Origin of the sequence: Celerinatantimonas yamalensis (genome assembly GCF_046054155.1) — a bacterium.
Taxonomy (GTDB): domain Bacteria; phylum Pseudomonadota; class Gammaproteobacteria; order Enterobacterales; family Celerinatantimonadaceae; genus Celerinatantimonas; species Celerinatantimonas yamalensis.
The window spans coordinates 737597-751967 of sequence record NZ_JBEQCT010000001.1 but is presented as its reverse complement, the minus strand read 5'-3'; the positions used below and the strand labels follow the sequence as shown (position 1 = coordinate 751967).

The following is a 14371-nucleotide window of genomic DNA, read 5'->3' as shown; positions in this document are numbered from 1 at the left end:
CATGGGGCCATTATTTATAGATCTTAATGGTGTCGATGTATCTGCTATCGAACGCGAAATATTGGCTCATCCACTGGTTGCAGGGGTGATTTTATTTAGTCGCAATTACCAAGATCGCCAGCAATTGTGTGATTTAGTGCGTTTGATCCGAGAGTCGCGCGCCCAGCCGTTGCTAATTGTTACCGATCAAGAAGGCGGACGAGTCCAACGTTTTCGCCAACAATTCAGCGCCATTCCAGCCGCAGGGCAAATGTATCATTTGGCGCAGCAGCTCTCGGTTGAGCCCTTACATTATGCTCAAGAGTTAGGATGGCTGATGGCCAGTGAGCTTAGAGCTTGTGATATTGATTTAAGCTTAGCACCGGTGTTGGATATCGACGGGATGAGTCATGTCATCGGAAATCGGGCCTTTGCAGATAACCCTGAAGGGGTCGTGGCGATGGCGCAAGCCTTTATTTTTGGTATGCGTGATGCACATATGTGTAGTGTGGGCAAACATTTTCCTGGCCATGGCAGCGTTCAGGCCGATTCGCATATTGCTCAAGTGATCGATACACGATCTTTTGAGCAGATTGAATCCCATGACTTAATTCCTTTTCTGAAGCTTATTCGAGCCGGTTTATTGGATGCGTTGATGCCAGCTCATGTGATCTATCCTAATGTCAGTAGTCAACCGGCTGGTTTTAGTCAAAAATGGTTACAGACTATTTTGCGCCAACGATATGGGTACCAGGGGTTGATTTTTAGTGATGATCTCTCGATGCAAGCCGCACATATTGCGGGTACACCACTTGAGCGAGCTAATTTGGCGTTGGCTGCTGGGTGCGATTTACTGCTTGCTTGTAACGATAGGCAGAGCACTGAGCAGTTACTTGATGGATTAGATCATCAGTGTATTAGTCATGATAAAGCCTTGCAACTTTGTCCTCAAGGGAAGGCTTTGAACTGGACAGAGTTAAGCCAATCGCCGCGTTATCAACGCCTACAACGCTGGCTTTCATAAACTGTATTCAGGGTGTCGATCTCATAAGTTAACATTGGGGTCGACATCCTGATGCCTGCTTCTATCGACCATAAATTGATAAAATAGACATCTTTTCTTAATATCATCAATACTCTCTTATTTCTTAAGGTTATCTGGCAAGTAATTCGCCAAAAATCGAAAAAATGTGATGAAAGTCACTGATATTTCCTTATAATCACTTCCTATAACATCTTATAAAAACTAAATTTAGCCTATAAAATTATAAAAAATAACAAGTTAATTAGTTTTTAGAGTAAAGATTCATTTATTTTTAATTTGGAGACGTACCCATGCTGAAAATTGTGGTTGTCGGTGGCGGTGCTGGCGGTTTAGAGCTGGTCACGAAACTAGGACGTAAGCTCGGTCGAAAAAAGAAAGCTGAGATTACCTTAATTGATCGTGATCGCACCCATTTATGGAAACCATTGCTACATGAAGTCGCTGCAGGATCGCTTGATTCAGGAATTGATGCGCTCAGTTATCGCTCTCAGGCTTCCCACAGCGGCTTTCACTACCAGCAGGGGGAAATGTGCAACCTTGATCGCGAAAAGAAACAGGTTCACCTGTCAGCTGTTATCGAAGAAGGTGTCGTGTTATTGCCTGAGCGTACCGTTGACTATAATATTTTGGTAATGGCCATTGGCTCGGTGTCAAATGACTTTGGTACCCAGGGCGTTGCAGATCATTGTATCTTTTTAGACAATCCAGAACGCGCACATTTATTTCACCAACGGTTACTCAATCGTTTTTTACAATTTTCAGGTCAAGTTAGCGATCCTGCGCATCCGAATGACGATGAAAAAGTCCGTATTGCGATTGTTGGCGGTGGGGCGACAGGCGTGGAATTGTCTGCCGAGTTGCATAATGCCGCGCAGCAGCTGAAGGCCTATGGATTACCGCACGTCTCTAATGAATGTTTGGAAGTGACACTGGTTGAAGCGGGTCCGCGTATTTTACCCGCCTTACCTGAGCGGATATCGTCATCAGCCCATAGCGAATTGGTTAAGATGGGGGTGGATGTCCGCACTGCAACTATGATTACGGAAGCGTCAGCGCAAGGGTTGACGACCAAATCGGGTGAGCTGTTAGAAGCTGACTTAATGGTTTGGGCAGCAGGGATTAAATGTCCTGGATTTATGCATGAACTAGCAGGTCTTGAAAGTAACCGCATCAATCAATTGATGGTTCGTAAAACATTACAGACCACACGCGATGAACATATTTACGCAATTGGTGACTGTGCCAGTTGTCCGATTGACGAAACGGGTAAAACTGTTCCACCTCGCGCGCAATCAGCGCACCAGATGGCTTCTCAGGTCTATGACAACATCCTTGCGGGGCTCAAAGAAAAACCTCTTAAAGAATATGTCTATAAAGACTATGGTTCATTGGTCTCTCTGAGTAATTACAGTACCGTTGGTTCGCTAATGGGTAATTTAATGAAAGGCTCGATGAAAGTTGAAGGACGAATTGCTCGTGTCATGTATATCTCATTGTATCGCATGCACCAAATTGCATTATTTGGCTATCTTAAAACAGGGTTGATTATGCTGGTTGGACGTATCAACCAAATGCTACGTCCTAAACTTAAACTGCATTAATCGAATCTTTAGAGGCATCGCTTTGATGCCTCTACTACGGCTGTCTACGCATCATTTATTTCATCATTACTTCATTTGGACGCTTTGCCCTATGTGTCTTTCACAAACCGCTTTCGATGTGAATATCTCCATAAAAAATCTGATCAATGATAAGTATTAGCGCTTTAGCATCAGTCAGTTGATATGCTTTAATGGTGACATCTATAGGTATTAAAAGGCATCATCATGGCATGGCAAACAAAATCGTCGCAGGTTGTATTTGAGAATTCGTGGTTACGAGTGGAAGATCGCGACGTGATTAATCCGGCTGGCCATCCAACGCGCTATGGCGTCGTGCATTTTAAAAATAGAGCCGTTGGGGTAGTGGCGATGACCGATGATCGGCAGGTCTACCTGGTTGGGCAAAGCCGTTATCCATTAGCGAGTTATTCGTGGGAGATCCCCGAAGGTGGATGTCCGAATGGTGAAGCACTTGAGGTTGCCGCGCTGCGTGAATTAAGTGAAGAAACGGGGCTGAAAGCTGCACATCTACAGCCGCTGCTCACGTTGCATTTGTCTAATTCAGTCACCGATGAGCAAGCGCATCTCTATCTGGCGACCGGCTTAACACAAGGTGAACAACATTTAGAGGAAAGTGAAGATATCACAGTGCGCTGCGTTGCATTTAGTGAAGCCTTAGCCATGATTGACCAAGGCTTGATTACCGATGCGATCACTGTGGCGGCTTTACTGGCAGTGGACCGCCAACTTTGTCGCTAACCCATAGTTCAATTAATATTATGGCCAATTGAGTTAGCGTATTAGTTCATCATTAATTTGCGCCAGGTATTTTTCGAATCTGAATTAACATCCCCATTTTAGGGTGATCGAAATAGTGGATTTCACCAGATCGCACTCGAATTTTTTGATCAAATTTATAACTGACTAATGCGTTTAAAGGTTGAGTGTTGGCTGAGTTGGGTACGATATTCGTTTGCGTATTGACAGCGGTTGATTGAGCCGCTGTGTTTTTTACTTCGGTGAGTAATAGTTGAGAGTCAATATACAGATAATGTTGCAAACTAATTTTTATCCCACCTTGTAACTGCCAATATGGCGCATTAACTGAGCTGCGTAAATCATTTGGTAGACGTTTGCCAGCCATAATACCCAAATAGATTGCTCGGCTACGTGATGGTACTTTTTCACGCCAAGCAAGGTGTATAAGCGGTGTAAATGCAGTATCACGGCTTAAGCGTTGCCACTGTGTATTGAGTTTAAATTGGCTGCTTGGCAGCATCTGTAATGATGTTGGTTTTTGTACAGGCCAGTTGCTGCCATTGATAACTGTTGGGATCTGCGTCACGGCCTGACTACTGACGCAGTCGCTCGATTGACATTTGAGTAGTGGTGCCAACAACCATTGCGTTGGATGAATTGATAATTTTTGTTGGGTTTGATCCCAATATTCACCAGTAGGCTGCGGTTGGTGACGTTTGAAGATAATCACTTCAATATCGAATGAGCGAGATTGCGCGTTAGCTATAATAGGGGTGCTGATTGAAACAAGCGCGATCAGGATATAAGCAATAGGTTTAAGCATATTGAGCTTCCGGCAATTGGTGGTTTGCAAGATCAGTGAGTAGTTGTTCAACTTGTTCTATTTTTTCTCGACGATCAGTTGAGGTGATGGTAAAAATCAAGCGGTTCGGTCCTTCCATCTTGTATCGTTGTGAGCCATCACTGAGCAATTGTACGAGATAGCTTGGGTTCACTGTTGATTGTTGTGTAAATTCAAGAGAGCCTGATTTAGTACCTGCTTCTACGCGTTTCACTCCTAAATGTGTTGCGCGCTGTTTCAACTCTTGCAGTGTGAAGAGGTTCTTGGCGGCATCAGGTAGCAAGCCAAATCGGTCAATCAGTTCCACTTGTAGCTCGCGCATTTGGGCTTCGTCATCACAACTGGCGAGCCGTTTGTAAATAGAAAGACGAGTATTGACATCACTGATGTAGGTATCTGGGAGTAAAGCTGGGATCGACAGTTCTACTTCAGCGTGGTCCGCTTGAAGCAAATCGAGTGAGGGCTCTTTGCCCGATTTTAACGCATTGACAGCGCGCTCGAGCATCTCCATATACAGTGAATAACCAATGGCTTCAATTTGGCCACTTTGTTCATCTCCAAGCAGTTCACCTGCGCCGCGAATTTCAAGATCGTGGGTAGCCAGTGTAAATCCCGCACCTAGATCTTCAAGTTCGGCGATTGCTTCAAGGCGTAGTTTTGCATCTCGGGTCATCGCTTTAGGGGCGGGCGTCATCAGATACGCATAAGCTTGGTGATGCGATCGTCCGACACGGCCACGGAGCTGATGAAGTTGGGCTAAACCGAAATGATCTGCACGATCAATAATGATGGTATTGGCATTGGGAATATCGATACCCGTTTCAATAATCGTGGTGCAGACCAAAATGTTAAATCGCTGGTGGTGAAAGTCACCCATGATCTGTTCCAACTGGCGCTCGCGCATCTGTCCATGACCAATAGCGACTCTTGCATGAGGAATGGATGCTTGCAGCTGCTCAGCGACTCGGTCGATGGTTTCAACATTATTATGCAGAAAATAGACTTGCCCACCCCGAGTAATTTCACGAATAATCGCTTCTTTAATCAGTGCATCATCGCGTTTTCTGACAAATGTTTTTACCGATAAACGCCGTGCTGGTGGTGTGGCAATGATCGACAGATCACGCATCCCACTCATGGCCATATTCAGTGTGCGTGGAATCGGTGTTGCTGTGAGCGTTAAAATGTCCACATCGGCGCGCATGGCTTTAATTTGTTCTTTGTGACGGACCCCAAAGCGATGTTCTTCATCGACAATTAATAACCCCAAGTCGGCAAATTTGACCGTTTTTGATAGTAATTTATGGGTGCCGATGAGAATATCGATTTTGCCTTGCGCCAAGGCGTCTATAATTTGGCTTTGCTGTTTAGCGGTTTTAAAGCGCGAAAGCACTTCGACGCGTACCGGCCAATTGGCAAACCGATCACAGAAATTGTCATAATGTTGCTGAGCCAACAATGTGGTTGGGACTAAGATAGCAACCTGTTTGTTATCATTGACTGCAATAAATGCACCGCGCATGGCAACCTCGGTTTTGCCAAAGCCGACATCACCACAGACTAACCGATCCATCGCAACGGGTTGTTGCATATCGGCCAATACGGCTTGAATCGCATTGTGTTGATCATCGGTTTCTTCAAACGGAAAATCGGCACAAAACTGCTGGTAGCTCTCGGTATCGATTTGAAATGAATACCCTGGCTTGACGGCCCGCTGCGCATAAATTTCTAACAACTCGGCTGCAACATCGCGCACTTTTTCTGCCGCTTTTTTACGTGACTTTTGCCAAGCATCGTTACCTAATTTATGGAGCGGTGCCGAGTCTTCACTACTGCCGCTGTATCGACTAATAAGATGTAACGATGCAACGGGGACATAGAGCTTCGCATCATTAGCATAGAGCAGAGTTAAAAATTCTGTTTTTATACCCGCGGTTTCAAGTGTCGTTAAGCCTTGATAACGCCCAACCCCATGCTCTAAATGAACGACTGGCTGGCCGAGCGAAAGCTCTGCCAAGTTGCGAATCAGTGCTTCAGGATTTCCCGCTGAATTTTTGCGAGAGTGGCGCTGGACAATGCGTTTGCCTAGCAGATCGCTTTCACCAATAAAACAGAGCTGTTGTTCGCTTAAGATAAACCCTTGTTCGAGTGGTGCAATTAACAGACTAAAACGCGCCGCTTGACCCAGTTCGTCTAGCTGTTCGATAGTTTTAATCGATAATTTTAATGGTTTTAAGAGTGCTAAGAGAGCCTCACGCCGACCAGCTGTTTCAACCACAAAGCAGATTCGACCGTCAAAGTGCTCAATAAATTGGCGAACTTTTTGAGTCGGTTCATTCAGCTGATGACTAAAGCTAAGATCGGGGAGTGCTTGCAGTTGTAAATTTTTTCGCCCTGGGGCCGGGGTTAATGGCTGTGTTTGTAAGTTAACGCGGGCAAATTTTTTCAACCCACCTAGACATTGTTCAACGTTTTCAAATAGCTCATTAGGCTCAAGCACGGGACGCAAGCGATCGTAGCGATGATTTTCATAGCGTTCATTAATATCCTGCCAGTATTGTTTTACCGCTGATTGCAGATCATCAATTGCCAAGATCTGTAAATCGTCAGGCATCAATTGTGACAGTGTGGTGGTCTGCTCATGAAATAACGGTAAATAGTACTCAATTCCGGGGGGCCAGATGCCTTTTGAAACTTGTTGATAGATTGATTCTGGCTCGCGCGGTGTATCAAAGCGTTGGCGCCAACGACTGCGAAAAAGCTCAATTGCTGGTTTGTCACTTGGAAATTCATGGGCTGGCAGTAGATCGATCTGTTCGACTATGTCACGGCTACGCTGGTCATCTGGGTCAAAATATCGGATTGAGTCAATTTCATTGTCAAAAAAATCGATCCGATAAGGGACATCGGATCCCATCGGAAAGATATCTAAGATACTGCCGCGGATGGCAAACTCACCATGTTCGATCACCTGTTCGACCGGTTGATAACCGGTATCAACCAAGTTAATCCGAAACGCTTCAATATCGAGTGCTTGCGCTGTTTTTAGTTGCAAGCTGCGACCCAGTAGATAATTGGTCGATGCTGTTCGCATCATCCATGTGCCAACCGTGGTAATCATCACTTGATGACTCGGTTGACTGAGCATTTGGTGAAGCGTTCTTAAACGTGTTGAGATGATCTCTTGATGAGGTGAAAAATGGTCATAGGGGAGAGTTTCCCAATCAGGTAAAAAAACCACTGGTCGAGTCGTTTTTAACCCGGACAGCTCGTGCTCTAAGCGTAATGCCGAGCGCGTATCGCAGGTTAGAATGACTAATGGCGCACTACTGTGTTGAATGTAATGATAGACGGCTAGTGCGATACTACTGCCAGGTAATTGGCCAAGACTTTTTTGGTCACCAGGCCCTTCGAGGTACGGGAGATTAGGAAACAACTCTGTCATAACTGGTGACAAACCTTCTACTGGATATTCAGTTAGTAAATTAGTCGTGTTGCTGGCGGGCATTAGCGCGTGCTTGCAACAGTTTTGATTGGATATGTAAGCTGGCACGAACCAAGCTTTCACAATCTTCCTCACGAATTAAAGCATATTCACAGGCAATATTGAATGGTTCGTTGTTGATGACATCGATAACGCGAGCATAACAGTAGATAGCCGTTGCCTCATCTGAAAGAAATATCTTCATCTCAACAAGTTGCCCAACTTCTAAGGTAGTTGGCCAGTGAAAGCGAATTTGTGAACCACCGAAATGGGTTGATTGGGTGCGAGCCGCCACCTCATCTTGTAGCGACAACATGTAAGTTAATATCATATCGAGTTTATCTGCTTGTGCTTTGAGATAGCGCTGCAGCGCAACACCTGCTTCACCTAGTGCGGATAAACTGGTCCCGATATCACTGACTCGGTTTTGATTGCTAGCGGCCAGTCGAAATGATTCGGGAATAGCATTTAGAAATTGCTCATAATCGGGTAACTCGGTACCGATTGGTAACGGCTTAATATTCAGATTTAGTTGATAAGAGACACTAAAATAAGAAGTTTCGTCATTCATTAAACCAAGGCTCCGATAAAATTACGTAAGATCCTCTCATCATAGCAAATTAATTAAAAAAGCGGGCATTGCATTGTTGCCCATCTTTGAGCACGGTATGATAGCCGCTATTTATTGACGGTTCAGTGGAATCACGTGCAACAAACTTGGCAGTTAGCATTTAAAATCGCTTGGCGATTTTCTCGAGGAAGTCATAAACAGCGGTTTGCGACGTTTGTGAGTGGTTTCTCTACAATTGGTATTACACTCGGTGTGGCGGCATTAATCACCGTAATTTCAGTGATGAATGGCTTTCAAACGCAGCTTGAACAGCGCATTTTAAATGTTGTGCCGCATTTACAAATCCCCGCGCATGATAAGGTGCCAGCGGCTTTGGCGCATTTGCCGAAATCGCCGTTGGTGAGTGCGATGGTAGTGATACAAAGTCGTCAACAATTGCAAGCGGTTCAGATGCAAGGGTTATCGCCTTTGCATGAATATGATCGAGCGATTATGGCACAGCATTTGATCCAGGGCTCGCTAAGCGCATTAAAATCTAATCAATTTAACGTCATTTTAGGTAGTGAAGTTGCGCGTCAATTAGGGGTTTCAGTTGGCGACAATGTGCGTTTAATGGCTACTAATACGCTTGTATATACCCCGTTTGGCGAGATCCCCTCGCAACGAACTTTTCATGTTGTGGGTATTTTTCAGTTTGCCGCAGAAGTGGATAGTCAATTTATTTGGGTTAATGATAGTGATGCCGCCCGGCTACTCCGCCAGCCTCTGGCAATGGTGCAACAAACGCGCTTGTTTGTTCCTGATCCACTTAATATCGAGCAGTATAGCCGCTATTTGCCTAAAGGTGGCCTCGATTGGCGGCATTATTATGGACAACTTTTTTCCGCTGTTAAGATGGAAAAAACCATGATGAGTTTATTGTTTTGCCTTGTGATTGCGGTAGCGGCCTTTAATATCCTCTCAGCGCTGGTGATGATGGTGGGTGATAAACAGGCCGATGTGGCTATTTTGCAAACTTTGGGTATGCAGCGTGGCCAATTACTACGGATTTTTATGATCCAAGGCGCTTGGAGTGGCTGTTTGGGGGCACTGATTGGCGTGGGTTTAGGGATCACCTTGGCACATCATCTTAACCCTGTTTTATCCCTCCTCGGGTTAAATATGGCGCTTGGTTCAGGGGGGGTACCCATTGTGATTGAATCGGTGCAAGTCACCAGCATTGCATGGCTGGCAATGTGTTTAAGCGTATTAGCAACAGTTTATCCAGCTTGGCAAGCAAGCCGAATTCAACCAGCAGAGGCGTTAAGATATGAGTAAGACAATATTAAGTTGCAGCCAGTTATGTAAGCATTATAAAGATGGTGAGCAAACGGTCTCTGTGCTTAGAGGCGTTGATTTGACGCTTCAAGCTGGTGAAGCAATGGCTATCGTTGGCAGCTCAGGCAGTGGCAAAAGCACCTTACTTCATTTATTGGGGGGCTTAGATAAGCCAACGTCTGGGGATATTTACTTAGATGGTTTGTCACTGGCGCGGTTAAGTACCCGAAAGTTAGCCACGTTGCGTAATCAGCGGCTAGGTTTTGTGTATCAATTTCATCATCTGTTAGGTGAATTTAGTGCCCAAGAGAATGTCGCTATGCCGCAACTGATTGCTGGTATCTCGCCGACCAAAGCGCTAGCGCAGGCAAGTACTTTGTTAGAACGTGTTGGGCTAGGACATCGCTTAAATAGTCGTCCTAGCGAAATGTCCGGTGGTGAACGTCAGCGTACTGCGATTGCTCGAGCATTGGTGAATAAGCCTGATGTCGTATTGGCCGATGAACCCACTGGTAATTTAGATAGTCAGTCGACAGATTCAGTATATGAGCTATTGCTAGAATTAAACCGCGAACAAGGGACCGCATTTGTGGTGGTGACTCATGATCGTCAGTTGGCAGGCCGTTTTGATCGACAACTATTAATGAATGATGGTCTATTAGACCAATCCGCCGCTGAGGTCATGTCATTATGATGCGTTTTTTAGCGCTGTTTATTGGGTTGCGTTATCACCGGTTTGGTCATCGCCGAGGATTAGTGGCCTTTATCTCTCGTTCGTCAACGATCGGCATTGCACTTGGTGTTGCGGTTTTAATTATTGGTTTATCGGTGATGAATGGGTTTCAGAAAGAGTTAAATGATCGCTTCTTGTCAGTGGTTAGTCAAGGCGAATTGCCCGCCGTTCAACCGCCATTAAAACAAGCTAGTAAATTAGCCACGATTGCTCGCAATACACCCAATGTACTGGGGGCTGCGCCTTATATCTCGATGAATGGATTGCTTGCTCATGATGGCCATCTATCGGCGGTTGGGATCCGCGGAATTGAGCCTGAGTTACAATTACAAGTGACTAACTTACGCCCCTTTGTACAACCGAATGCGTGGCGTCAGCTAGCCGAGGCAAAACCTGGACTTGTGTTGGGTGCGCAAATCGCTGCTAAACTGGATGTGCATGCCGGTGATGTGGTCACGTTGATGCTACCTGCTAAGAATCAAACCAGATCACTTCAAGCTCCGCGTCGAGTCAGAATGCCGGTGCTTGGCACTTTTCAAATTGGTGGTCAGTTAGATGGTCAATTGGCTTTCATGGCATTACATCAAGCTCAGTTGTTAAATGGTTGGAAACATGATGAAGTGACAGGGATCAGTGTCAAGGTTACCGATCCCTTGCGTGCAACGCACATTGTTCGTCAGGTAGGGCTACAATATCCACAGTTAGTTTATGTGCAGAGCTGGACACAACAATATGGCTACTTATATCAAGATATTCAAATGGTTCGTACTATCATGTATGCCATTATGTTGCTGATTGTTGCGGTAGCTAGCTTTAATATTATTTCGACGTTGATTTTGGCGGTCGCGGATAAGCGTAAAGACTTGGCCATTTTGAAAACACTCGGGGCGCAAGATGGGCTTTTAATCCGCGCCTTCATGGTGTACGGCGCATACAATGCGATTGTAGGTTGTTTTTGGGGAATTGTCTTTGGTGTGCTAGGGAGCTGGTGGTTACCTGATGTTGTCGCGTTTATTGAGCGCATAACGGGCCGACGTCTATTGTCACCCGACGTCTATTTTGTGGATTTTCTACCGAGTCAGCTAGATTGGACCAATGTAGCCTTAGTGAGTGTGACGGCTGCAGGGATTGGTTTACTGGCAACTATTTGGCCAGCCAGTCAAGCCCGACATATTCAGCCAGCTGAAGAGCTTTCAAATTAGATTGATATAAAAAGCCCTTAAAAAGGGCTTTTTATTGATTAGCGTTTATGTCTACGTTGCTGATAGCGGCGGATAGTCGAATAGCGCCATAACTGACTTACGCTGATATACCCGAGTAGCGAGAAGAACACACCACAGATAAAACATCCAAGTAAAAACGGAGGGCCGATATGGGCCATCGTTTCGATAAGCCATTGCCATGATAATTGAAAATGAAACTGCTCGGTTGGCCTTTGCAATGCAACGGCACCTATGCGATAGCAAAAATAAAATAATGGTGGCATAGTTAGTGGGTTGGAGACCCAAACCAATGCTACTGATAATGGTAAGTTGACTCGAAATAGCACAGCGCCAGCTGCAGCTAACAGCATTTGTGAAGGCAGCGGGACAAATGCCATAAATAATCCAACGGCAAAAGCGCCAGCCGCTGAACGACGCGTTAATCGCCAAAGGTTACCATCTTGTAACCATCGACTTAAAAACCTTAAATTCTTATTCTGCTTTAACTGTTCAGGATCAGGCATGATGCGCTGCAAAATTCGTTTTGGCATGCTATTATACTGTCAAATTCATCAATAGTTGTTATGAAATATTTTATCTTAGGCTGGTTGGTCGCCCTAAGTTCGTCGTTATTCTGGCCTGTACTTCCACCCTTACCGGTCATCTTGTGTTTGTTACTGCTTGCTTGTGGCGCATTATTAAAACGCTACTATATAATAGCTGGTGCTTGCTTGGCCGTCAGCTATTTTTCTTGGCATGCGATGGTGTTTCAACAGGCTGTGCAACAGCTAGCAGGACAAGATCGATACCATATCATACAAGGGCAAATTGTAGCAGTATCCAATCACCCATATAGCCAAAAAATTACGCTACGAATTGCTCAACTTGATCAACAGCGGCCGCAGTGGGTGATGGCGCAATTTGTATACTTATCACAGTATTGGTCAAATCGCCGAACGCACCATCAGCGATGGCATATGGGGCAGCAGATCACCGTCAAAGCAACCCTCAAAGCTACTCATGGCAGTTTAAATGAAGGCGGCTTTAATTATCAGCGTTATTTAGTCGCGCACGCAATTATTGCCACTGGATCAATTCATCACGTTATTCAGCAATCACCCGGTTCTCATTTTCGTACTCGGTTACTGGCAATACTTAAAAAGGATTATGCCCATATCCCTCAGGATGGGATGATACAAGCGCTGAGTGTTGGTGATAAAGTTAATATAGATGCCAAACAAAAACGGCGATGGATGAATGCTGGAGTTGGGCATTTATTGGCAATATCTGGACTGCATCTGGGGATCCTCGCATTCTGGGGATTTTTGTTAGGGCGTCTACTGAGTCTATTATGGCCGCAAATGAAGCGGTTTTTACCTGCAATGAGTGCAATGCTACTCGCAGGGATGTACGGCTATCTAGCTAATTGGCCAGTATCTGCGCAGCGAGCGCAAATTATGTTGATGCTTTGGCTCACGATGACAAGTTTACGCATTCCGATCACTCGAATGGATGCTTGGTTAGTGGCAGCTTTCATGGTCAGCCTCGGGTGGCCTTTAGCTATTTTATCGGGCGGTTTATGGCTCTCTTTTGCCGCAATGTTAGCTGTTTTGGTGATGTTGTGGGTGGTGCCAATTGATGGATGGTATCGCATTCTACTGATTCAATTGGGTCTAGTCATTTTATTGTTGCCTTTGCAGATTTGGTTGTTTGGTTATTTCTCGCTTTGGTCCATTCCATTAAACCTGTGTTTTATTCCCATTTTTAGTTTTCTCGTGATCCCTCTGTTAATGGTTGCAAGTGTGTGTGCGATCTGTCAACTACACAGCGCTGCACATATCATCTATCACCTAGTTGGGTGGGGATTAGAGTGGTTAGATAAAGCTTTAGTATTGCTGACACATATCAGCTCGCTAGCGTTGCCAATTCCGCACCATCTTTGGCCGCACTTGTTGTTGGGGCTAATATTACTGGCAATTATTTTAAGACTTAGATCGCGCGGTGCGATAGCCGCGCTGCTCCTATGGGCAATTGCACCAAACTTTGCGAATCAGGCTGGTCGGTGGCAGGTTGATTTTCTTGATGTGGGACAAGGATTATCAGTGATCGTTCAGTCCCACGGACATGCACTTATTTATGATACAGGGAATCGCTATCGCAGTGGTTTTTCCTACGCTCGCTCAGTTATTTTGCCGTTCCTTCATGAGTCTAGATTGAACATTGACATGATCGTTTTGAGTCATGCTGATCGTGACCACGCGGGCGGTTATCGGTTATTGCACCAAAAATATCCTCAGGCTCAATCAATTTTTGGCGCTGATCCGAGATTTAAAGTGCATAATTGTCAAGGTGTCCGACATTGGCAGTCATTGCGATTACAATTTATTCAACCGAACGTTGATGAGCGCTCGCCAAATGATCACTCTTGTATCCTTATGATTAGTGATGCTTATCATCGTGTGTTGCTAACGGGGGATATTGAAAAACCCGCTGAAACGTGGTGGTTAAAGCAACCATTTCCCCCAGTCGATGGATTAAGTGTACCGCATCATGGAAGCCATACTTCGTCATCTAAACTATGGTTGGAACGGATTAGGCCACACTGGGCGGTGATTAGCAGCGGGTTTGATAATTACTACCATTTTCCTCATCCATCCGTGGTGCGTCGCTATCAACACCTTGGCATTCACCTTTATAATACCGCTAACCTTGGCCAAATTGCCGTTAAGTTTCATTTACGCCGTGAAAAAATCATCAGTTATCGGCAGAATCTGGCGCCTTTTTGGTACAATCGACTATTGGTTGATAAGAGGGGTTGGTGATCGAGACTCAACCCGTT

Annotated in this window: 11 protein-coding genes; 7 read left to right on the top strand and 4 right to left on the bottom strand. The window is 45.2% G+C overall.

All coding sequences use genetic code 11. The annotated features are described in order from the left end of the window. Nucleotide 1: 1 nt before the first annotated feature. From nagZ to ABUE30_RS03565, 3 genes are all read left to right on the top strand, one after another. On the top strand, nt 2–1003 hold the full coding sequence (nagZ, locus tag ABUE30_RS03575; protein WP_408622292.1) for a beta-N-acetylhexosaminidase: 1002 nt from the start codon (nt 2–4) through the stop codon (nt 1001–1003). Nucleotides 1004–1314: 311 nt separating this feature from the next. Then, nucleotides 1315–2625: an NAD(P)/FAD-dependent oxidoreductase gene (locus ABUE30_RS03570; RefSeq protein WP_408622291.1), complete on the top strand. Its 1311-nt coding sequence runs from the start codon at nt 1315–1317 to the stop codon at nt 2623–2625. Nucleotides 2626–2850: 225 nt separating this feature from the next. Next, the gene (locus ABUE30_RS03565) at nt 2851–3384 is read left to right on the top strand and encodes an NUDIX domain-containing protein (RefSeq protein ID WP_408622290.1); all 534 of its coding nucleotides are present in this window, start codon (nt 2851–2853) and stop codon (nt 3382–3384) included. Nucleotides 3385–3436: 52 nt separating this feature from the next. Here the strand turns inward: ABUE30_RS03565 and ABUE30_RS03560 are convergent, their stop codons facing one another. The 3 genes from ABUE30_RS03560 to ABUE30_RS03550 are packed head-to-tail and all read right to left on the bottom strand — an operon-like array spanning nt 3437 to nt 8280. After that, the gene (locus ABUE30_RS03560; protein ID WP_408622289.1) at nt 3437–4207 is read right to left on the bottom strand and encodes a peptidoglycan binding protein CsiV; all 771 of its coding nucleotides are present in this window, start codon (nt 4205–4207) and stop codon (nt 3437–3439) included. Beyond that, entirely contained in the window at nt 4200–7670 is a 3471-nt protein-coding gene (gene mfd / locus ABUE30_RS03555; protein WP_408622287.1) for a transcription-repair coupling factor, read from the bottom strand. Before mfd ends, ABUE30_RS03560 begins: the two co-directional genes overlap by 8 nt. Before the next feature lie 40 nt (nt 7671–7710). Continuing rightward, nucleotides 7711–8280 carry a PilZ domain-containing protein gene (locus ABUE30_RS03550; RefSeq protein WP_408622286.1) on the bottom strand — a complete coding sequence of 190 codons (570 nt, stop codon included), beginning with the start codon at nt 8278–8280 and terminating at the stop codon, nt 7711–7713. Between the two features lie 135 nt (nt 8281–8415). On the opposite strand from ABUE30_RS03550, the gene ABUE30_RS03545 reads away from it, so the two are divergent. Genes ABUE30_RS03545 through lolE form a run of 3 tightly spaced genes read left to right on the top strand, consistent with a single transcriptional unit; the run spans nt 8416 to nt 11532 of the window. Continuing rightward, nucleotides 8416–9597, top strand: coding sequence for a lipoprotein-releasing ABC transporter permease subunit (locus ABUE30_RS03545; protein WP_408622285.1), 1182 nt, complete (start codon nt 8416–8418; stop codon nt 9595–9597). Continuing rightward, entirely contained in the window at nt 9590–10291 is a 702-nt protein-coding gene (gene lolD, locus ABUE30_RS03540; protein ID WP_408622284.1) for a lipoprotein-releasing ABC transporter ATP-binding protein LolD, read from the top strand. Before ABUE30_RS03545 ends, lolD begins: the two co-directional genes overlap by 8 nt. Further along, the gene (lolE, locus tag ABUE30_RS03535) at nt 10288–11532 is read left to right on the top strand and encodes a lipoprotein-releasing ABC transporter permease subunit LolE (RefSeq protein ID WP_408622283.1); all 1245 of its coding nucleotides are present in this window, start codon (nt 10288–10290) and stop codon (nt 11530–11532) included. The genes lolD and lolE overlap by 4 nt, the downstream gene beginning before the upstream one ends. A gap of 38 nt (nt 11533–11570) precedes the next feature. On the opposite strand, the gene ABUE30_RS03530 is transcribed toward lolE, so the two are convergent. Continuing rightward, complete coding sequence (locus tag ABUE30_RS03530; protein ID WP_408622282.1) at nt 11571–12083, bottom strand: DUF2062 domain-containing protein; 513 nt, start codon at nt 12081–12083, stop codon at nt 11571–11573. Between the two features lie 33 nt (nt 12084–12116). On the opposite strand from ABUE30_RS03530, the gene ABUE30_RS03525 reads away from it, so the two are divergent. After that, nucleotides 12117–14354, top strand: a complete 2238-nt coding sequence (locus tag ABUE30_RS03525) for a DNA internalization-related competence protein ComEC/Rec2 (RefSeq protein WP_408622281.1) — start codon at nt 12117–12119, stop codon at nt 14352–14354. Nucleotides 14355–14371: the final 17 nt, after the last annotated feature.